This is a genomic window from Streptomyces sp. SM11, from assembly GCF_002910905.1.
GTDB lineage: Bacteria > Actinomycetota > Actinomycetes > Streptomycetales > Streptomycetaceae > Streptomyces.
Window position 1 is genome coordinate 1 of the sequence record NZ_NEUE01000108.1, and the last position, 20,739, is coordinate 20,739.

9 protein-coding genes and 1 pseudogene are annotated in these 20,739 nt (G+C 69.6%); 3 read left to right on the forward strand and 7 right to left on the reverse strand.

All coding sequences use genetic code 11. The features are described from left to right. The first annotated feature begins 92 nt into the window (after positions 1-92). Positions 93-1,484: an IS1380 family transposase gene (locus tag B9S58_RS07685; RefSeq protein WP_103531107.1), complete on the forward strand. Its 1,392-nt coding sequence runs from the start codon at positions 93-95 to the stop codon at positions 1,482-1,484. A gap of 150 nt (positions 1,485-1,634) precedes the next feature. On the opposite strand, the pseudogene B9S58_RS07690 reads toward B9S58_RS07685, so the two are convergent. Both B9S58_RS07690 and B9S58_RS07695 read right to left on the reverse strand, forming a co-directional pair. After that, positions 1,635-2,939: pseudogene (locus B9S58_RS07690) on the reverse strand (reverse transcriptase/maturase family protein); the annotation flags it as partial. Positions 2,940-3,461: 522 nt separating this feature from the next. Next, a complete protein-coding gene (locus B9S58_RS07695; RefSeq protein WP_374935661.1) occupies positions 3,462-3,656 on the reverse strand; it encodes a hypothetical protein in 195 nt (64 codons plus the stop codon). Between the two features lie 170 nt (positions 3,657-3,826). Between B9S58_RS07695 and B9S58_RS07700 the strand changes: the two genes are divergently transcribed. Both B9S58_RS07700 and B9S58_RS07705 read left to right on the forward strand, forming a co-directional pair. Continuing rightward, complete coding sequence (locus B9S58_RS07700; RefSeq protein WP_103531367.1) at positions 3,827-4,711, forward strand: helix-turn-helix transcriptional regulator; 885 nt, start codon at positions 3,827-3,829, stop codon at positions 4,709-4,711. Continuing rightward, positions 4,708-4,899: a DUF397 domain-containing protein gene (locus tag B9S58_RS07705; RefSeq protein ID WP_103531368.1), complete on the forward strand. Its 192-nt coding sequence runs from the start codon at positions 4,708-4,710 to the stop codon at positions 4,897-4,899. Before B9S58_RS07700 ends, B9S58_RS07705 begins: the two co-directional genes overlap by 4 nt. Before the next feature lie 54 nt (positions 4,900-4,953). On the opposite strand, the gene B9S58_RS07710 is transcribed toward B9S58_RS07705, so the two are convergent. The 5 genes from B9S58_RS07710 to B9S58_RS07730 are packed head-to-tail and all read right to left on the reverse strand — an operon-like array spanning position 4,954 to position 20,716. Continuing rightward, entirely contained in the window at positions 4,954-6,600 is a 1,647-nt protein-coding gene (locus tag B9S58_RS07710; RefSeq protein ID WP_258044216.1) for a hypothetical protein, read from the reverse strand. A 43-nt stretch (positions 6,601-6,643) separates the two neighbouring features. Then, entirely contained in the window at positions 6,644-7,141 is a 498-nt protein-coding gene (locus tag B9S58_RS07715) for a hypothetical protein (protein ID WP_103531369.1), read from the reverse strand. 25 nt (positions 7,142-7,166) lie between these two features. Beyond that, a complete protein-coding gene (locus B9S58_RS07720) occupies positions 7,167-11,291 on the reverse strand; it encodes an Eco57I restriction-modification methylase domain-containing protein (protein ID WP_103531370.1) in 4,125 nt (1,374 codons plus the stop codon). After that, entirely contained in the window at positions 11,291-14,266 is a 2,976-nt protein-coding gene (locus B9S58_RS07725; RefSeq protein ID WP_103531371.1) for a DEAD/DEAH box helicase, read from the reverse strand. The genes B9S58_RS07720 and B9S58_RS07725 overlap by 1 nt, the downstream gene beginning before the upstream one ends. Before the next feature lie 45 nt (positions 14,267-14,311). Next, positions 14,312-20,716 (reverse strand): protein kinase, encoded by a 6,405-nt coding sequence (locus tag B9S58_RS07730; RefSeq protein WP_103531372.1) that lies wholly within the window; start codon positions 20,714-20,716, stop codon positions 14,312-14,314. Between the last annotated feature and the right edge of the window lie 23 nt (positions 20,717-20,739).

The window sequence follows — 20,739 nt, forward strand, 5'->3', positions numbered from 1 at the left end:
GATGTTGCCGGGAACGAGGAAGTGCCCTGTGACCTGCGATGATGGGAGTTCTCTACGCTTCCAGCACGCACGACCAACAGGGCACTTCTGAGATGCAATCTTCCCATGCCGCGGCGAAGGTCTCCGCACGGTTCGATGATCCGAATCTGATCGCGTACGGCGGGCTCGCGCCGCTGGTGCGCCTGGCCGAGCGGTGCGGCCTGCCCGGCCTGGTCAGCGAGCTGATGCGGCTGCCGGCCTCGAAGAACGGCACCGGTTCCTTCCCGGCCGCCAAGGCGATGGCCCTCATCGCGGGCATGGCCGCGGGCGCGGACAGTATCGACGACATGGACCGGCTGCGGCACGGCGCGATGCGGCGCCTGTTCACCGGGGTCCGCGCCCCGTCGACCCTCGGCAGCTTCCTGCGGTCCTTCACCCACGGGCACGTGAAGCAACTACATGCCGTCGCCCGCCGGTTCCTGCCTCGCCTGGCCGCGCACACCCCGCTACTTGCCGGCGCCGACACGGTTGCCTACCTCGATCTGGACGACACCATCAAGCCGGTCCACGGCTATGCCAAGCAAGGTGTCGGCTACGGCTACAACAAGGTCAAGGGCCTGAACGCGCTGATCGCGACGCTGTCCACGCCGCTGGCCGCCCCGGTCATCGCCGCAACCAGGCTGCGCCGGGGCAGCGTCAACTCGGTGCGCGGAGCAGGATCGTTCGCCGCCGAGGCGGTCCGCACCGCCCGCGCGTCCGGTGCGACCGGGATGCTGACCGTGCGGGCGGATGCGGCCTACTACGCCGCCGAGGTGGTCGCCGCCTGCCGGGCGCTCGGCGCCCGCTTCTCGGTCACGGTGCGGATGAACGCCTCCGTCAAGCAGGCCATCGCCGCTATCGACGAGATGGCCTGGACGCCGATCAAGTACCCCAAGGCGGTGTGGGACAGCGAGGAGGAACGCTGGATATCGGACGCCGAGATCGCCGAGATCGAGTACACCGCCTTCACCTCGAAACCGAAGAAGCAGCAGGTCACCGCCCGTCTCATCGTGCGACGCGTCAAGCGCCTGAACCCCGCCACCGTGCCCGGGGGCCAGGGCGAGCTGTTCACCGCCTGGCGCTACCATGCCGCGTTCACCGACAGCACGCTGCCGCTCATCGACGCCGAGCGTGACCACCGGCGCCACGCGATCGTGGAACAGGTGATCTCCGAGCTGAAGAACGGCCCGTTCGCACACGCCCCCTCGAGCAGCTTCCAGGCGAACGCCGCCTGGCTCGCACTGGCTGCCCTCGCCTTCAACCTGACCCGCGCCTGCGGAACGCTCGCCGGCACCTTCCACGCCCGCGCGACGTGCGCGACCATCCGCGATCACCTGATCAACGTGCCCGCCCGGCTGGCCCGTTCAGCCCGCCGGCTCACCCTGCACCTGCCCGAACGCTGGCCCTGGCACGACGCCTTCGAAGCCCTCTTCCACGCCGTGAACACCCCGCCCCAACCGTTCTGACCAGGCCGTATCCGACCCGCCCGCCAGGGCCCGAGAGCTGTGGACATGTGGAAAAGCTGGGCACACCAGCGGCCACCCCATGCCCGCCGCCAGACGCATCGCCTCGATCACCGAAAACGATCACTCACGAAACGAGCCGGTGGATCCGGGCTGAACGATGCCCCGGTACTGCGCTCCGTAGATGCCGATGATGTCGAAGGGTGTGCAACTCATCAGCGGGAGCAGGTGCGTGGGTTTGCCACGGTGGAGGAACGGGGCACATTTGGCCTTGATCACGTCCTTGGGAACGCGGAGCTGGATCTTCCCGTTGACGGAGCGGAGGCCGCGATTGATGCGGCCACCCCGGGAGACCTTTTCGTCCGCGTGCTGAACGGTGATCTCGTAACCGAGAAAGCGGGCCGCATGGGTGCGGCCGTGGGTGATCAGTGTCTTGTCCTGGTTCAGTTCCAGCTTGAGGTCATCGCGCAGGAATGTGGCCAGGCGCTGTTTGATCGTCTCGGCTTCGGCCTTGGGTCCGATGAACCCGAGGAGATGGTCGTCCGCGTAGCGGATGTAGCGCAGCCGCCGATAGCCCGGATCGTTTGGATCTCCGGCCGGATGACGGCGTAACTCTTTTCGCCATTGGCGGACCTGAGCGGACTCGGTGTTCTCCTTCCTGTAGGCGAGCCGCTTCCGGGCAGCCCCGATCGCATTGTCCAGCTCCTTGTAGGCCGGGTTCTTGCGGCGGGTTTTCCCTCGGGTGTATTCCGGGATGAGAACTGTTTCGACGAATGCGTCAAGCCGGTCCATGTAGATGTTGGACAGGAGTGGGGAAAGCACACCGCCTTGGGGAGATCCCGACAGTGTGGCGTGCCATCTCCAGTCCTCCAGGTATCCCGCTTTCAGCATCTGTCGGACGAGGCGGAGGAACCGGTTGTCGTGGATCTTCTCCGAGAGAATGGCCAGCAGGATCTCATGATCCAGTGAGCCGAAGCAGTCGGAGATGTCTCCTTCGATGAACCAGGTTGTCCCGGTCCAGTTGTATGTCACCTCGGACAGTGCCGTGTGACAGCCCCGGCCGGGGCGGAAACCGTGGGAGCGGCCGGAGAAACGCGGCTCGTAGTATGCCTCCAGCAGAAGGCGGATCACTTCGCCGACGAGTTTGTCCGACCAGGACGGCAGGCCGAGAGGGCGTGTCTTTCCGTTGGATTTCGGAATGTGGACGCGCCGCACCGGGCGGAAGCGGTAACGCTCGTGGCGCATGGCTTCGATGATGCGCCCGATCTTGGCTTCGGACATGCCGTCCGCGGTTTCCCCGCAGGCCCCGGGTGTCATTGCGCCGTGGTTGGCGTAGATGCGCCCGTAGGCCAGTAGATACAGGTTCGGATTGAACAACTGTCGATACAGTTCATTACACGGCAGGCTCCGCCTGCCGCGTTCACGCAGGACATCAAGCACCGTTTCGGCGTTCTGCATTACGCATACCTCCCAGCATCGTGATGTCCGAATCACCTGGCCCCCTTCGCCCTGCGGACGGCGTTACCGTCCTCCTTGGCAGGTCGTGACTCCTGCGACTACTACGGGGCCTCCGTCACCTTGGGGCTCGCGCCCTTTAGGTGATCCCATGTTCGTCTCTGTTGTACGTATCTAGCGCGACTTAGGCGCCCCACTCATCTCCTTGAATTCCCTCACTGGGAATCAGTCCGCGCCCCGAAGGGTGTGGTGGATACGCAATTACTCCACCACAGGGCGCGGCATCGGTTTCAGGTAAGTTTCCGATGGATGCCAGCCCTTTCATCCCTTGGAGATTGGGGTTCAGGCAGTACAGCTTTCGCCATATCGCGCGGGTCCTTCAACGCATCACTTCCATACCTGAACGTGATCGTTGATTTCCTGGCATGCTGCTGTCCCCTTCACCTTTCGGATCCAGGTAAGCCATCAGACCCAGAAACCTCCCTTCAGTTCCTCCCGGTTGAACCGGGGATACAACAGAGCGCCTCATGGCGCACCGGCGTTGGCGGCCAGCTCCGCCACGACCAGCTCGGCACGCTCCGTGAGATCCGGCGGTGCGTCCCAGGAGTGCAGCGCCGAGACGGTGAGCAGCCGGGCGAGCCGGGCCCCGCGACGCGTGGACGACAGGAGCTGCGTGAAGCCGCACGCGGGTGGGTCCAGTTGGGGAACGGGTCGGTTCATGCGGCCAGCGTGACGCCCGGGCGCGACCGGGAGCGAGCGTCGAGGCCCGTACGCGGAGTCAGCGTACGGGCACGAGGAGTAGACGGTACGGGAAGTGATCCGTCACGCTGAGTCGTGCAACGGGCGGCGCGATGACCGGCGCGGACCCGGCACGAGGGAAGGGGCGGCGGATGAGCATCTCCGACGAGGAGGAGACGGCCGGGGCGGCCGAGGCCCGGACGGTGTCGGCGGGGGAGTGGGAGCGCGAACCCCACCCGTCGGACAGTCTGCGGACGTTCGGCGCGGTCGTCCAGGGGTTACGCGAACATACCGGGATCAGCCGTGCGGAGCTGGCCGACCACGTCCGGTTCTCCAAGCACACGGTGGAGTCCGTCGAGCTGGGCCGCCGCATGCCGGACGAGGACTTCGTCGAGCGCGCGGAGGCGGCCCTCGGCAACACCGGCGCGTTGCGGCGGGCCGCCCCCCACCTCAGCCGTGGCGAGGTCGTCTTCGCCGCCTGGTTCCGGCGCTGGGCCCGGCTGGAGCGGGAGGCGGTGAGCCTGACCACCTACGAGTGCCGGCTGGTGCCGGGGCTGTTGCAGTCGGAGGGGTACGCGCGGGCGGTGTTCGACAACGGCATCCCGCTGCTGACGGACGGGCAGACCGAGACGCAACTGGCCGCACGGATGGAGCGGCAGAGCATACTGCGGGAGCGGCCGACCGTACCGTTCAGCTTCATCGTGGAGGAGTCGGTGTTCCGGCGCAGGCTAGGTGGGGCACAGGTGCAGGCGGGCATGTTGGACCACGTGCTTGAGCTGACAGAGCCACGCAACGTGACGCTACAAGTGGTGCCGTTGGAGCTGGAGTTCCACGCGTGCCTGGACGGGCCGGTGCAGCTTCTGGAGACTCCGGAGGGGCGGCGGCTCGGCTACTCCGAAGGGCAGCAGAACGGGCGGCTCATCACCGACCTGAAAGAGGTGCGTCTGCTCTGTCAGCGCTGTGAAACACTTCGCTCGCAGGCTCTGAACCCCAAGGAATCCCGGGGCCTGCTGAAGCGATTGCGAGGAGAGCTATGAGCAGCGGTACGACGGGACTCGCCTGGTTCAAGTCCAGCTACAGCGGTACCCAGGGCGACAGCTGCGTGGAGATCGCGATGGCCGAACAGGCCGTTCACGTACGGGACTCGAAGGACCTGGCCCGTCCGGCCTTCGAGGTGGGACGCGCAGAGTGGGCACCCTTCGTGCGGTTCGTCGCGGGGGACTGACCGGCCGGTGTGCCGCTGTTGGCGCTGTACCTACAGCGGCGCACGGTCCCTGTCTCAGGTGAGCGTGTTGCGTAGGTGCGGGCCCAGGTAGCCGACGTAGACCTTCCCCGACCGGGGCCCGTCCTCGTAGAAGTGGAGGCGCGGGGCGACGGTGTTGCCTCCGCCGATCTTCAAGTGGGCCTGCATGAAGACCTTGCCGTTCGGGTCGACCGTTTTGGGTACGGGAAGCATGCGTTCGCCGCGCAGTCTTCCGTTCTTGGCGACGGTGTCGGACTCCCGCATGGCCACCTTGGCGGCCGGGAAGGGGAAGTCGCCCGACGCTTCGGACTTGCACCAGCTCAGGAAGTCACCGGCGGCTTGGCCGTCGGCCGAGGCCTGAGTAAAGCGGTTGAGGGCCAGGAGACCGTCCCAGGCCACGGACAGCCAGTTGTCCACCGACTGGCTGTCGAGCCCTCGGGTGGTCTTGGCGTTGCCCGTGAACGCGAGGAAGGGAAGCTCGTTCAGCCGGTCGAGCAGATCGGCGAAGGTCTCCGGATAGGTGATGGCCGGGGCGTCGACCGGGCCGTAGGCCGTCGCGAACTGTCCGGCCTCTTCCAGGCGTGCGCGCAGGAAGCGGATGAGCCGCTGGGACTCCTGGAACTTGTCGTACAGCTCCTCGTTCTCTCCCCGCAGCTCGTCGCTTCCCCGCTCGGCGTTCCCGAGCTCCACGTAGAGATCGGTGATCTCCTTGACGCGCGCTGCCTCCGCCTGTTCCGCCTCGCCCAGGAGTGAGACCAACGCCGTGTTCTCGCTCCGGAGCTGGGCGATGTCCGTGCCGGCCGGGCTCGGCCGAAGGCGCATCCGCTGGAGCGAAACGTTCAGCAGGGCGGGGGGCAGCAGGTGGCGCGAGGACAGCCGCTGCGGGAGGACCGCGAGGATTGAGGCAGCCCGGTGGACGCCGGCCTCGATCGTCCGGCGGGACATCACGGGATGCCGCTGGGAGTCCGGCTTCCAAGCCGGATCGAGGCCCGGCAGGTAGGTGCGGACGCCCCCGCCGAACACTGGGTGGTACTCCAGTGCGGTGTTGAAGGACGTCTGCGCGCCCGGTGTGAGGACGTACAGCACCGCCAGCCCGTGGAGATTACGGAACAGCGGTTCGACGACCGTGCGGGACCAGTCGTCCGGGTTCTTGCCGTACGGCACGGTGGCGATGACGACCGGCATCCGGCGGTTGGCGTCGCAGAGCTCTTCGACCAGGTCGTCGACCTCGTCGGCCTCGATGAAGGCCGGTGCGGTGGTGACGTCGGCCTGACCGTCACGGGCTTCCAGCGCATCGAGGAGGGACCTGGCGATGCCCGGGGTGTTGGCGCGGGTGGGGAACTCGTCGGCCCGGGCGGGCTGGTGCTCGATGTCGACCTGCACCCAGGTGCGGCCCTTGTCCTCGGGGAGCCCGGAGCGCACGACGAGCGTCGACTGCCAGGTGCCCGAGGTGGCGGAGCGCGTCTCGCGCATGCGCCACCGGCTGTGCGCGCCGTTCCTGCCTGATTCGGAGTCGCGGTCGAGGGTCGCGTGGGCGGCGAGCTCGGTCCGTCCGTCGTCAAGCCCGGATGGGTCGTACCGCTTGGACTTGAGCCATTCGACTAACTCCCGCTCGGCTATCGCGCAGGTGGCCACGTAGTCCGATTCGGTCGACACCACCATGCGGTATCCGCGTGGTTCCATAGGTGGTCCTCTCTCAGAGATATGCGACGTGAGGTGGTGCGCGTCAGGCGTCGCCGGCAGGACCGTAGCCGAGTGAGGCGCGGTTGATGCGCCGGTCACCGAGATCGGGCGCCGGTGGCGGCGCGGCTTTCCCGGGCGCGGTCTTCTTTCTGGGTGCGACCTTCTTGGCTGCGGGCTTCGGGGTGGTCTTCTTCTTCGTAGCGCTCTTCTCGGCGGTCGTGGTGCCCCGTGCCTCGAACCTCTTCCGGAGCACCGACAACTGTTCGCGCTCCTTGGCGGTCAGCTCGCCGGGCAGGGCGCTGACGAGAGCCCGGGCCCGGCTGATCCCGTGGCGCGCCTGCGCCCAGCGCTTGGTGTTGATCGCCGCGCGAATCACCCCGAGGCACTGCTGCAACGCCTTGAGCCTCGCCGCCGGCCGCCGGGGCATCGGGAACTCGGCCCCGCTGACCCGGCGCTGCCCGGCGGCACGCGTACGCCAGTCCGCGCCGGCCGACAGGACGACGGAGGTGCGCGGGTTGCTGGTCTGGTTGAGGCGTACCACGGAGTGTTCAGCTCCTCGGGCGGGATCAGGCGTGGCGGGGGCCGTGGCCGGGGGGCGGAGTGAGGGTGGAGCGGTAGGTGCCGGACTCGCCCTCGGTGAGCGGGTTTTCCAGCGTCAGGCCGGCGGCGGCCATGCGGTCGTACTCGGCGAGGATCAGCTTCTTGGTGCGGTACTCGCCGTGCGCCTTCACGTCGTTGTCGCGGGTAACGTTGAAGGTGTCCAGGATGTACGCGGTGTCGTCGCGGGTGATGCCGTAGAGGTGGAAGAAGAGAGCGTCCAGCTCGGCGCGGATGACGGCACGGCGGTCGGGGTCCCAGCGGAAGGGGGCGCCGGAGTCGCCGAGGTCGCGGGCGAACGGGCGCATGTCGGTTGCCGTGTAAGTGAGTTCAACTACACGACGTGTGATGAAAGTAGCGTGAGCGAACAGGGCATTTGGAGTCGGAACGGGAAGCTGGCGCCAGGTGAAATACTTCATGCTGGTGCCGCCGATTTTCTGACGGCTTGAGTAGTCGAACACGAGGGACGTCTGACAGGCCCCAAGGAGTGAGACAAGTGCCGGATCCCCTTGAGGAAGCTCAAGCAGAAACTTGTCACCCACGCCTGCCACGGGCAGGAAGGCGGGGATCGCAGTCCGTGCATCGCTCGCTCGGCAGATGTCACGCCAACCGAGGACCCACTCCCGGTCCCATCCCTTGGCAGCCAGACGGCTGCGTACGCCTGACTCCATGATTGGCTCGCCGTTCTTGTCGACCTCTCCGGTCGGAACATCCTGCTCCGGCACCCAATAGCGAGGCAGCGGCGCCGCAGCGGCGTCCTGATGCTGCTCCACGGTGACGCGCGGAAGGGTGCCCTTGTTGAGCTGCTTCTCCGTGGCGTTCTCATAGGTGGAGAAGCGGTGGTCATAGTGGTGCAGCATCTTTGCTTCGTACAACGGGAGCAGACGCTCCTCGTCGCGGACGAGCACGTTTCCATCAAGGGCCCAGCCGGACTTGATCAGGTCGTCGAAAGTCTCGTTGTCCTGGGCGGAGGGACGGAACAGGTGGGAGTCGTTCGACATGTGGAACATGGCCATGAACGAGATGTCCCAAGGATTCCCGTCCGTCTTCTTGGATTCGTTGATCAGGACCGGAACCCTGCGGAAGATACCCAGAGTGACATCAGCGTCCCGTTTGTGACTGAAAACAGGACACGTTCCCGTGTTCGGGTTCATGGTCAGGATGTCCTCGGCCGCCATCAGGTAGCTGCGATCAGGGATCTGCTCAGGCTGCCGCACCTTGAACACCATCTGGATCGGCGCACGCAGATCGCCCGAACCGCGCAGCATGAACAGACAGAACCGCAGCTGGTTGTGGACCTCGGGGAAGACCTTGTCCTCGTTCTCGAAGTCGTAGAGCGCGGCAAGCTGCCCCTTCGTCACGATGTCCTTGAAGAAGAACTGCGTAGTAGCGTCCGTAGCGATCCCCGTAGGCACGATCACCCCCGTCCGCCCCCGAGGCCCCGTCAGCGTCCGGTCCGTCTCCGTGAACACGGCGTACGTGTTGATGTCCCCCCGCCCCGTCAACGGGAACCGGGCGCTGGACCGCAGGAAGTGGCTCTCGCCCTCCGCCCGGCGCTTCGCCGCCTCGAACTCGGCGTACAGGCGCTCGCCGTCGCGGTCGTCCCGCAGCTCCGCGATGCGCCGCTTCCGCGCGGCGGCGTTCTTGGCCTCCGCGATGCGCGGGTCGCGCTGGGCGAAGAACTCCTGTTCCTGGAGCTTCACCCGCTCCCACGGCGGGTTCCCCACCACCGCGTCGAACCCCCCGGCCCACCCCGTCCCCGGCTGCACGCCCTCCCCCGACTCCGGGACGGCGAACACCTCCGGGAACTCCAGGTGCCAGTGGAAGAAGCGGTAGCGGTCCCGCAGCTCCAGGATCTCCTGGTGGGTCGAGTCCGGCACCACCGTCTGGTCCCGGTTCCGCAGCGCACGGAACACCTGGTCCGTCGGAGCCTCCGGCGCCCCCGCGTACTTCGGCCACACGAACGCCGCGCACCACGCGTCGGCGGCGTGGAGGTCGTGGACGTACGCGGCCGACTCCGTGTACGCCCGGTACGCGGACTCCTGAGCCCGCACGTCCTCCAGGCGGTCGGAGGCGGCCAGCGTGATCCGCGCCAGCTCAACCGCGTACCGCTCGTTGCTCGGCAGGGTCTCCGTGTCGAACAGGAGCTCGTCCTGGCCGCCCCGCTGGGCCTTGTTGCGCTTGACCAGCGCCGAGGCGTACTTCCGGTCGTCGCCCTCGATCGGCTTGAACGCGTCGTCGGGGACGCCCTCCCCGAGCAGCTTCGGTGTTGTGCCGATCAGGCCGTTTCCGCGCTTCACGTGGGCGTCCAGGAACCCGAGCGCCCGGCCCGGCTCCATGGCCTCCAGCCACAGCGACACCTTCGCCAGCTCCACGGCCATCGGGTTCAGGTCGACGCCGTAGATGCAGCGGGAGACGACCTCGCGCAGGGCGTGGCGCATCGCGCCGGGGGTCGGCTCGGGGTTGTGCTCGCGGACCGAGGCCACCCGCTTGGCGATGCGGCGGGCCGAGGCGACCAGGAAGTGGCCGGAGCCGCAGGCCGGGTCGCAGACCGTCAGGGACAGCAGCTCGGCGACGATGTCGTCGGCCGGGTCGGGCCGGCCCGCAGCGGCGGCGCGCTGCTCGCCCCGCTTGACGGCGTCGTCTATGACCGGGGTGAGGGTGGTGTCCAGCAGGCACTCGATGAGCGAGGACGGAGTGTAGTAACTGCCCGTCGTCTTACGGGTGTTGCCCGCCACCTCCACCAGCTCGAAGGAGCGGTCGGCGGCGGAGTGCTTCGGCTCCAGCTCCAGCAGGGACTCGTAGACCGAGCCCAGTTCCTCGGCGTCCAGGTGGCGGTAGTCCACCGGCCGCCACCGGCGGGCGCCGGGGTCGCGGACCTGGGCGAGGTGGCGGACGGCGGCGAGCAGCGACTCGTTGGACAGCTTCAGGCCGTCCAGCGGGGTGTCCGCGTCGGTGCGGGAGAACAGGCCGCCGAGGCCGGGCAGCGCCAGCTCGGGGCGGCCGCCCTCGGCACCCAGCGCGTCGAGGACGATGCGCAGCGCCTCGTACTGGTCGCCGTGGGCCGTGCCCTGGCGGCGGCGGGCGCGTTCGCGGAGCCGGGCGGAGGAGAAGTACCGCTCGTACGCCTTGCGTCGGGGGTCGTCGGGCGCCCCGTCGAGCAGGGCCCCGCGGTCCTCGGCGACGAACACGAACAGCAGCCGGTAGACGAGGCGCAGCAGGGCGTCCCGCAGCGCCTTGGGGTCGGTGTCCTCCCGCAGTGCGGCGTTGTCCGGGTGGCGCAGGAAGCCGGTGCCGAGGACGGTCAGGGCGTTCTGCACGCCCAGGCGCAGCTGGTCCAGGGCGCGGGTGCCCGAGGTGACGGCCTCGGCACGCCACTTCTCCAGCCAGCACCCCGAGGCCGCCGTGCCCTCCGCCACCGTGAACCGGGAGGCGTGCAGCAGGCTGTACAGCAGGACGAACTCGCTGAACAGCTCACCGTCGAACAGGGCTTCCAGGTCGAACTCGACGTAGGCGGCCGTGGAGAACGACGAGGAGTCGCGGAGCAGCCGCAGATGGCGGCCGTTGGTGACGATCGCCCACAGGTGGGCCTCGGTGCGGTTGAGGCAGTCCTGGACCAGGGACTGGGGCGGCACCTGGCCGGCGGCCGGACGCTTGTCGAGTTCCTGGTTCCACGCGACCTGGTGGACGAGCGCGGGGCCGTGGCGGTGGGAGATCCGGAACCGCTTGTCCGGGTCGGAGTCGGCGGGGACGCCCGCCGCGCCGATCTCCGTCAGCGCGCCGAAGTCCAGTTTGCGGAAGAGCTGCGCGAGCCAGTCGGTGCCGGCCCGGCCCGTGGGGTCGGCGGCGGGCACGCCGGTCTTCGGGTCCGAGGGCAGGGCTGCGCGCAGGTCGCGCCAGAGCGGCTTGAGGTACTCCCAGGCGCGCTCGGCCTCGTCGCGTACGGGTACGGAGGCGGGCATCCCGTAGTCGGCGGGCCGGGTGCCCGGCAGGTTCCGTGCCTCGGCGACGCGCAGCAGCATGTCGGCGGGGAGCAGACCGCCGACGGTGGTGACCGAGGTGAAGGCGAGGGCGGTGCGGGTGGCGGCGGACATCAGGCTTCGGCTCCGGACACGTGAGAAGCGGGCGCGGCGGCGGGCTGCTGCGGCAGGTAGACGTAGACGCCGAGGACGTCGGCGGGCTCCTGCGGGACGACCTTGAGACCGCGGACGATCTCCTCGTTCGCCTTGCGGACCCGGCGGTGCGAGGCGTCGAGCTCGGAGGCCAGGCGGGTGCCGTACGCGGTGAGGTGCCCGGCGAGGTCCGGCAGCGCGCCCAGGTCCCGGGCGATCTGGTTGCGGACCAGCTGCTCGTGGGTGTTCCCGGAGGCGCGGACCGTGAGCAGGGCGGTGGTCGCGTCGTCGTCGAGCCAGCGGGCGCGCGACGGCATCCCCTCGTAGGCGAGGAGGCGGGCGTCCTCGGCGACGAGCTGCCGTTCGCCGGTACGGGACGGGAGCGTGAGGTGGAAGCGGTAGCGGACCAGCAGGAGCGTGGTGCGGACGGTGACCGCGTCCGTGGTGACCACACCGCAGCGGCGGGCGGGGCGGGGGCCGGGGGTGCTCGCGTCGAGCGCCGAGTCCAGGACGTAGGAGGCGATGGCGCCGATCGCCGGGTCGGTGCGGACCAGGGCCGCCTCGCCGCGGCCGATCGCCGGTGTGGTGCGGAAGGGGATCTGCCGGTCCTCCTCGACCAGCCGTCCGCCGAGCGTCGCGGCGAGCGCGTCCCGCAGACCGGCGGGGGCGCCGCCGGCCTGGGCGGTGAAGTCGCCGGTGCCGTCACCCGGGTCCCGTACCAGCGCGTCCAGGTCGCGCAGCGCCTCCACGGCGAAGTCGCGGACCTCCTCGGCGCCGCCGAGCGCGGCCCGTACGGCGGCGACCTCGCGCGCCACCTCCTCGGGGTGGATCGCGCGCTGGGCGTACTTGGAACGGGACGTCTTCTCGCGCTCGGCCGCGGAGTTCCACTCGCGCTCGATACGGTCCAGCGACTCCTGATGCCCGTCCAGGTCGAACAGGCTCTCCTGGCTGCCCTGCCGCCCGTGCAGCAACAGCCACTCCACCACCGCGTCGGTGACGCCCGAGGCGGTCTCGTCGGGCACGGACACGGAGATGCCGAGGTCCTTCATGATCTGGCGGTGCTTCATGAACAGCACCTCCAGGACCTTGCCGTCGATGCCGTTGTCCTCACCGAACATGGTGATGACACGGACCTGGTCGCGCTTCTGCCCGTAGCGGTCGACACGGCCCTCGCGCTGGTCGTGGCGGGTGGGGTTCCACGCCAGGTCGTAGTGGACGACGGCGTCGAAGTGGTGCTGGAGGTTCACGCCCTCGGAGAGGCAGTCGGTGGCGATCAGGACCCGGCGGGCGGCCGGGTCGGGGGCGTCCCCGTCGGCCCCGGCATCCCCGGCCGCTTCGGCGGCGAGCTGCTCGATGCGCTCCAGCCGCTGCTGCGGGGAGAGGGCCCCGGTCACCGCGGCGATCTTCGTCCGCCGGCCGAGCTTGCCGTCCAGCTGCGTGGCGAGGTACTCGGCGGTGGGGATGTAGCGGCAGAAGACGATGGGGCTGTAACCGTCGGCGATGAGGCCCTTCAGGTGCCGGGTGAGCGCCTTCAGCTTCGCGTCGCCGGCCGGGCCGACGAGCTCGGCGGCCCGCTCGGAGAGTTCGAGCAGCCGGGCACCCGCCTCCTCCGACTCGGCAGCCCCCGGCGCCACGTCCATGCCTTCGAGCCGGTCGTTGTCGGCGGAGTCGGCGGCCACCGGGGAGCCCAGCGCATCCGCCTCCTGCGCGGTGCGCGCGGTGGCGGACTCGGAGCGGGTCTTCAGGGTCTGCGCGGCGGCGGCGGGCGAGGACACCATCGAACGCAGCAGCGCGATCACCGACCACCAGGCGATCCGGGACTCGCGCCTGCCCTGCTCGCCCGCGGCCGCGACGCGGTCACGGGCGTAGGCGATGGCGTCGTCGAGCAACGCCCGGTAGGCGGGCGTGAGTTTGTACGGCTCGTCCTTCGTCCAGCGGTCGGACGGGAAGGCCGTCCGCTGGACCTGGGAGTCGTCGGCGAGACCGTCCTTCTTCGTGAGGTACTCACGGACATCGGCGCGCTTGCGGGCCACGAAGTGCTCGGCGAGCCTCGCCCGGCCCGCCGGGGACTCCAGGTCCAGGGTCGCGAGTTCGGGCCGCACCACGCCGAGCAGGTTGCGGAACGCCGACTCCTTGCCCGAGTGCGGAGTGGCGGTCAGCAGCAGCAGATGCCGGTCCGCGTCCGCGGAGACCTTGCGCAGCAGCTCGTGACGGAGCTGGTTCGTACCGGACGCCGCCCCCTGCCCGGCGTCGTCGGCGGTCACACAGGAGTGGGCCTCGTCGACGATCACCAGGTCGGGACAGTGGCGTACGAAGTCCTCGCGGTGCCGGGTCGACTTGATGAAGTCCGTCGAGATGATGGTGTACGGGTGCTTGTCGAACAGGGACTGGCCGAGATCCAGACCGCGCTCCAGGCGGGACACCGTGGAGGCCAGGACCAGTTCGGCCTCGATGCCGAACTTCTCCCGCAGCTCGGACTGCCACTGCTCGGCCAGCGAGGGGGAGCAGAGCACCGTCAGCCGGGTCGCCTCGCCCTGCGCGAGCAGCTCCTTGGCGATCAGCCCGGCCTCGATCGTCTTGCCGATACCGACATCGTCCGAGATCAGCAGCCGCACGGTCCGCTGCCGCAGCGCCATCAGCAACGGGACCAGCTGATAGGCCCGGGGCTCCACGGCGATCGAGGCCAGCGAGCGGAACGGGCCCGCACCCGAACGGAACCCGATGCGCAGCGCCGTGCGCAGCAGACCGGCGGACCGCTGGTCGCCCACGTCGGACGGGCTCGGCGCCGCGAACTCCGCCGGACGCACCTCCTCGAAGGCGGGGAAGACGGCCGCGATGTCGTCCTCGCTCCCGCCCAGGGGGCGCAGCACCAGCATGTCGGCGGCGCTCTCGGGCAGCACCACCCATTCCCGGCCACGGGCGGCGACCAGGGAGCCGGCTGTGTACGTGAGGCTCATGGTTGTCTCAGTTCCTTGGGATGGAGGAGGGCGGCGGCGGGGCGGTCAACGCAGGTGGAAGTAGGCGGCGTTGTGCTCGGTGATGGCGTCCCAGTCCGCGTCCGTCGGGAAGCGCACGACGTCCCAGCCGGCGTCCTCCAGCCGGTAGCCCGCCTCGATGTCCCGCGTCGAGTCGGCCGGCCGGCCGGGGCCGTCGACGAACACGGCGAGGTTGGCGCCGTCCAGCCGGAAGACGAGGTCGGGGCAGGCGCCCGCCTCCGGGACGAGGCTCCTGACCTCGTCCGGCAGCCGGTAGCCCTTGGCCCGGAGCCAGCCGAGCAGGTCGCCGCTCGCGACGAGGGCCCCGAGATCCGCCTCCAGCGGGGTGGGAGAGGGCACAGGCGGCCTCTCGGCCGCGTCGTCACCGTCACCGGTCCGGTGGTGGGTGGCCGGGGCCAGCCTGCGGAACTGTTCGCTGCGGGACTCGCCGCGATCCTCCCGTTCCGTGAGGGAGCCGGCCAGCCGCTGCAGCAACGGCCGCGCCGCGTGCCGGCTCAGCCTGCGGTGGTGCGTCTGGTTGGCGTACGTCAGCAGGCAGGCGTAGCAGCCGCGGGCGCACCCCTCGCCGCCCACCAGCTCGCCCTCGTCCTTGCCCGTGTCCGCGTCGAAGTGGCAGATCTCCAGGGCGGTCCGGGCGGCCTTGGCGAGCGCGCGCTTGTCCTGCTGGATGCGCCGCAGCACACCGGCGCCGCCCTCGGCGGCCTCCGTGAACAGGATGTGCCGCCGGGGGCCGTCGTCCGGGGGCAGCAGCTCGGCGGTCAGCTCGGAGTCCTCCAGCTCGAACGCCGCCTCGATGCCGCGCTCCAGCGCGTACAGGAACGACAGCGCCACCGGCTCGGGCTCCGGGTCGTCGAGCGTGACCACGAGGATGTTGCGGCGGTCCTCCACGTACGGCAGGACCCGCTTCTTGCGGCGCTTCTCGTTGCCGTCGTCGTCGACCACCGGCATGCCGGTGGAGGACGACGGCATGCCGGTTCCCTCGATGGCGTCCGCGGCGGCCCGGTCGTTGAGCCAGCGGCCGTCGCCGAGGTCGAGCCAGTAGCCGTCCGGCTCGCCCTCCTTGTCACGGACCCGGCCGAGGTTGGTGATGCGTACGGTCGCCGAGTCGCCGTAGTCCACGGTGAGGACGGGCAGGCCGTCGGCGTCGGTGACCTGCGAGGTGAGGCGGCCCTTGCGGGCCCCGTGGTCCTGGAACGCGTACGAGGTCTCCAGACGGAAACCGGCCCGGCGGCGCTCCTCCTCGTCGGAGGAGATCCGCTCGCGCGGGGTGGTGTACACGGTGTGCAGGTGGAGCAGACCGGTGCGCTTGTTCCGCAGCTCCTCACCGCACATCGTGCACCGGTCCACGCCGGGCCGGACGGCGTAGTGGTACCCGCAGCCGTCGCAGCGCCGCGCCTCCGCCGTCGCCAGGTCGCCCGAGGCGTCCGGCGGCAGCTGCACACGGGTGACCTGGTAGCGGGCGCCCTCGTGGTAGATGAGCGCGCCGGGGCCGAACTCCCGGATCGCGAGGAACCGGGGACGCTGCAGGTAGTCGCCGTCGGCATTGCGGCGGTTGCCGGAACGCGGGATGTACGCGGCCAGCGGCAGCCGGGGAAAGCTGTAGCCGGGCAGGAACCCCTCGGACGCCAGATAGCGGTACGGGTTGAAGTCGCTCATCACCGACTTGCTGTCGGACGAGCGGTTCAGCAGCAGGTTCGTCTGGGTCTCCGCCTCGCGGCGCCGGGTACGGGCCTGGACCTGCTGCCCCTGCGACAGCGTGTGGTCGACGACGCGCTTGTTCTGCTCGTACTGGTCGACGACGGCCGCGCGGAACAGGTCCCGCCACCGGTCGAAGGAGTCGTCGAACCGCTGCGGGGCCCGCTCGATCCGATCCTCGATCCACTCGTCGTACCACCAGGTGGTGTCGGCGAACAGGCTCCTCAGCGGATCGAGGACCGCATGGGCGACGGAGACCGCGCGTCGGCGGGCACCCTCGTCCAGAGAGTCTTCGCGGATGTGGGAGTGCAGCGGCAGACGCATCTGCGGATCAGGACGGTCGCTGCCGTCCGGGTCGTAGGCCACGTCGACGACGTCCGGGACCGCGATACCCAGCTTCATCCCCGTCTCCGCCAGCCAGATGCCCTGCACATGGGAGCGGACCAGGTCCTCGTTCGCGAGGTCGAGGCGCGGCGGCGCCACCTGCCCGGCCACCATGTCCTGGGACCGGCGGAAGTAGTACTGGTCGTGGCTGTTGCCCGTGGCGCAGTACGTGGTCACCAGCGCCGGCTGACCGGAGCGGCCCGCCCGGCCCGAACGCTGGGCGTAGTTCGCCGGGGTCGGCGGCACATTGCGCATCATCACGGCGTTGAGCGACGAGATGTCGACACCCAGCTCCATCGTCGGCGAGCAGTACAGCAGGGGCAGCTCGGCCGTGCGGAAATGGCCCTCGCGCTCCAGCCGTTCCTCCGGAGTGACCTGCGCGGTGTGCTCCCGGGCGAACAGGCCGGCCAGCTCGGCCGACGCCGTCCGGTACAGGTCGCGGAAGAACGGGTTGACGCGCGGGCCCTCACCGCTGGTGTACGTGCGGGCCAGCGGGTCGATCGCGCCCCGCTCACCGCTCCCGGCCCGCCAGACCAGGGCGGCGGCCGACACCCGGTAGCCGGTGCGCTTCTGGGCCGCCCGGCGACGGAAGGCCGGACCGGAGTGTTCGGGAGTCGCATCCACCTCGCGCACGAGTTCCGCTGCGAGCAGCACCTTCAGCAGGTCCTCGATGACGGTCTGGACGTCGTCCTGCGGAAGATCACGCAGCTCGGGCATGTTCCGCCGCAGGTACTTTCCGAACTTGCCGCGGGCCGACAGGAACAGCGCGGAGCGCTCCATCCCCGGCTTCGAACCGTACGGGTAGGCGGTGCCCACGGCGGGCCGGTCGCTCTCGCTCAGCACCCACGGCCCGGTCAGCCGCTCCTCGCTGGCACGCAGCAACGTGTCGAAGTCGTCCCGGAAGTACTGCACGTCGATGGCGAGCGCACGCCGCATGAAGTCGAGCAGGGTCCGGGCGATCTCCTCGCGCAGCGCGGGGTCGGAGTCACGCAGCACGGCGTGCGTGGCTTCCCAGCGATCCGTTGCCGCGGCGATCCAGCCCAGGTCCTCGTAGTCGATCCGGAGCAGCCCCGTCTGCTCCAGGTTCGGCATCGTGATGCGCCAGCCTCGCTCCAGATCCCGGTAGAGCCGGTACCCGACGACATCGCGGAAGGCCTTCGTCGCGCGCCGCTCCATGGAGGGAGCCAGCGACGCACCCCCCGCGTAGTCCCGCGTCGACAACCCCATGACCTCGGTCACCGCTTCGGCGAGGTCGTCGTGGTGCAGCCCTTCCTCGCCGGTCTGGAGAGCGGCCTGGTAGAGCGCGCCGCGCAACTGGGTCACCTGAGCGAAGTCGTTGAAGTGGCCTGCCTGGAGCGAGGCGTCCTGGCGGTTGTCGACGAAGGTGAGGAGCTTGCGGGCCTCCTTGCCGAGACTGTCCTCGGGCACCGCCCGCAGGGACTTCACGATCGACGCGGAGATCAGGGAGGTCGCCGAGGACCGGCCCTCCTGGTCCAGTGTGGCCAGCTTGGCGAAGTCCCGGCCCCGGGTCTGCTCGTAGGAGACCTGGCAGTGCACGCAGAACAGGAACGGCGCCGGGACGAACGCCGCCGCCAGCCCTTCGCCCGACTCGTTCCCGAAGCCGTCCACGACGACATGCCTGGGGACCCGGGGACGGTAGGACTTCCTTACGACCGTCAGGCCCTGAGCGTCCGACTCCAGCCAGGACTCCGGCAGCCGCCGGTCGTCCACGGCCGTCTGCGGATCCGCCGGCCACTCGTAGTCCTCGCCCGGCACTCCCACGTAGAGGTAGCCCTCGCCGGCCCGGCCGCCCGAGGCGGACGTGTCCCGGCGCGGCTCGTAGCGGAACGAACCGTTCTCCTCGGTGCGCCAGACGGTCAGATACTCCTGGCCGCACTCACGGCAGAACGCCAGCGGGAACAGCGGCTTGCCGTCGCTGTTCGGCTGCTCCAGCTGATAGGTGCGGGTGAGGGGGCGGCTGAGCGGATCCTCCAGCGTCGTGTAGACGGTGTCGCCCTTGGAGAGGAACTGGTGCAGCCGGAAGGCGAACAACGGCCGCTCCGTCACCGGATGCTTCGCCTGCGAACCCGCCTCCAACGTGGTGCGGATGGCCTCGCGTGCCTCCTCCTCGGTCGCCCCGGACTCCGAAGCTAGATCGGCCGCCGCGGCCTCGACGGTTCCCGGGGGACAGCGGCGCAGCCGCCCCGTGCTCCGCTCACGCTCCAGGCCGAACCGCGACTCCAGCCAGCGCGCCAGCGAGTCCTTCGTGAGCGCCTCGTAGGAACGGGGAGCCGCCGGGACCCGCAGGCGCTCGGCGGACACGCTCACCGGCGCGTCCTCGGTCGCCCGGACGAGGGTCTCGCCGATGACACGCTTCGGCAGCACCTTCGTACCGAACAGCCGGCCGGCGACCCCGGCCACCTCACGCTGCTGCTCCTCCCAGGAACCCTCGGTGGACATGGTCGCCGAAGTACCGACGCACTGGAGGGAGTCCGAGGCGCCACAGGCCTCGCGGACCCGGCGGATCAGGAACGCCACGTCCGCGCCCTGCCTGCCCCGATAGGTGTGCAGCTCGTCGAAGACGAGGAACTGCAAGCCCTCGGCCTTACGGATCAGGCTCGACCGGTCGTCCGGCCGGGTCAGCATGAGCTCCAGCATCACGTAGTTCGTCAGCAGGATGTCCGGCGGGTTCCTGCGCAGCTCCTTGCGCCGCTCCTCGGACTCCTGGCCGGTGTAGCGGGCGAAGGTGGCCGGTTCCTGCCCTGCGCCGAAACCGTGGCGCAGGTATTTCTCCAGCTCCATCAGCTGCGAGTTGGCCAGGGCGTTCATCGGGTAGACGACGATCGCGCGGACCCGGCCCCCCTCGGTGCGCCCTCCCGCGCGCAGGCCCGCCTCCTGACGCTCCTTCAGGACGTGGTTCACGATCGGGACGATGTACGCCAGGGACTTGCCGGAACCTGTGCCGGTGGTCAGCACGTAGGAATCGCCGGCCCTCGCGGCCTCGATCGCCTGTCGTTGGTGACGGTGGAGGGTCAGCGGTCGCCCGTCCGGGCGCCGTGAGCTTTCCTTCTTGCCCGCCTGGAAGATCTCCGCACACTTCGGGTGCAGCAGGCCCTCCTGGACGAGGTCGGTGACCTTGCCCCCGTCGGCGAAGAACGGGTTCAGCGAGAGCCAGGGGTCGGGCCACTGCGACTTCGCCGCCAGGTCGTCCTTGACGAAGCCCTCGATCCGGGCGTCCCGGAACACCGTCGCGCTCTTGGTGAAGTCCTCGTACTCGCTGATCAGGTCGGCGTGGATACCGAAGACGTCCATGGTCTCGGGCAGACGCGGTTCCCTGCGCGGCACGGGCACGGGTGCGGCCGGGGTGCGCTCCGGGAGCAGGGTCCGCAGCCGCGCCACCGGGTCCATCGCCACCCAGTGCGGAGCCAGCAGTGCGGCCGTGTCGTCCGGCTCCAGGGCGAGCGGTACCAGTACGTCACGGAGCAGGGCCGCGTTCTCGGGCCGAAGCCCGGCCTTCTTCTCCAGCAGACGGTCCACCAGGCGGACCAGCTCGGCGGGGAGGTCGGGGCGTACCAGCGTCAGGAGGGGCGGCTGGGAGTGCTGGTGCTGCTCGGAGAGTTCGTACGGGGTCCTGGCGGAGAACGGCGGCTGTCCGACCAGCAGTTCGTACATGATGCAGCCGAGTGCGTAGAGATCGGCGAGGCCGGAGACGTGTTCGGCCCGGAACTGCTCGGGTGCCATGTAGCGAGCAGTGCCGACGCTGACGCCCGTGCTGGTCAGCCGTGTCTGATCGGGATCGTCGACGATCGTGCCCATGCCGAAGTCGAGGATCTTGACGGTGCCGTCGCGGGTGAGCATGACATTGGCGGGCTTCAGATCACGGTGGACGACCCCGGCCGTGTGCGCGGCGGTGAGGCCGGCTGCGATCTGCGCGCCGATGGCGGCGACCCAGGAGACGGGGAGCTGGGGTTCCTCGTCGATGAGGTCCGCGAGAGGATGACCGTCCAGCAGCTCCATGGCCAGATAGGGCAGGCCGCTGCCGCCCGGCGTCCCGTCGACACCGCCGTCGATCAGCCGGGTGAGGTTCGGGTGGCCCTGGGAGAGCATGCGCATGATCCGCACTTCGCGGCGGAAGCGGTCGAACTCCCTGTTGGATCCCGAGGTGTCGACGGCGATCCCGGTCCGGCCGCGCAGCACGGTCTTGACCGCGACCTCCCGGTGCGGGGAGTCAGGTGCCGCCCGAAGGTCTTCGGCCCTGTGTACCTCGCCCATGTTCCCGCGGCCCACGATTCCCGTGATCCGGAACCGTGCGTCGACCGTCTCCAGGCCCACTGCGCCTCCCCCTTTTCCTCACC

Bases quoted from the DNA above. Each gene is read 5' to 3' on its own strand.
- B9S58_RS07685 (WP_103531107.1), top strand. From the start codon at position 93: ATGCAATCTTCCCATGCCGCGGCGAAGGTCTCCGCACGGTTCGATGAT.
- B9S58_RS07720 (WP_103531370.1), bottom strand. From the start codon at position 11,291: ATGTCCGCCGCCACCCGCACCGCCCTCGCCTTCACCTCGGTCACCACC.
- B9S58_RS07725 (WP_103531371.1), bottom strand. From the start codon at position 14,266: ATGAGCCTCACGTACACAGCCGGCTCCCTGGTCGCCGCCCGTGGCCGG.
- B9S58_RS07710 (WP_258044216.1), bottom strand. From the start codon at position 6,600: ATGGAACCACGCGGATACCGCATGGTGGTGTCGACCGAATCGGACTAC.
- B9S58_RS07705 (WP_103531368.1), top strand. From the start codon at position 4,708: ATGAGCAGCGGTACGACGGGACTCGCCTGGTTCAAGTCCAGCTACAGC.
- B9S58_RS07700 (WP_103531367.1), top strand. From the start codon at position 3,827: ATGAGCATCTCCGACGAGGAGGAGACGGCCGGGGCGGCCGAGGCCCGG.
- B9S58_RS07695 (WP_374935661.1), bottom strand. From the start codon at position 3,656: ATGAACCGACCCGTTCCCCAACTGGACCCACCCGCGTGCGGCTTCACG.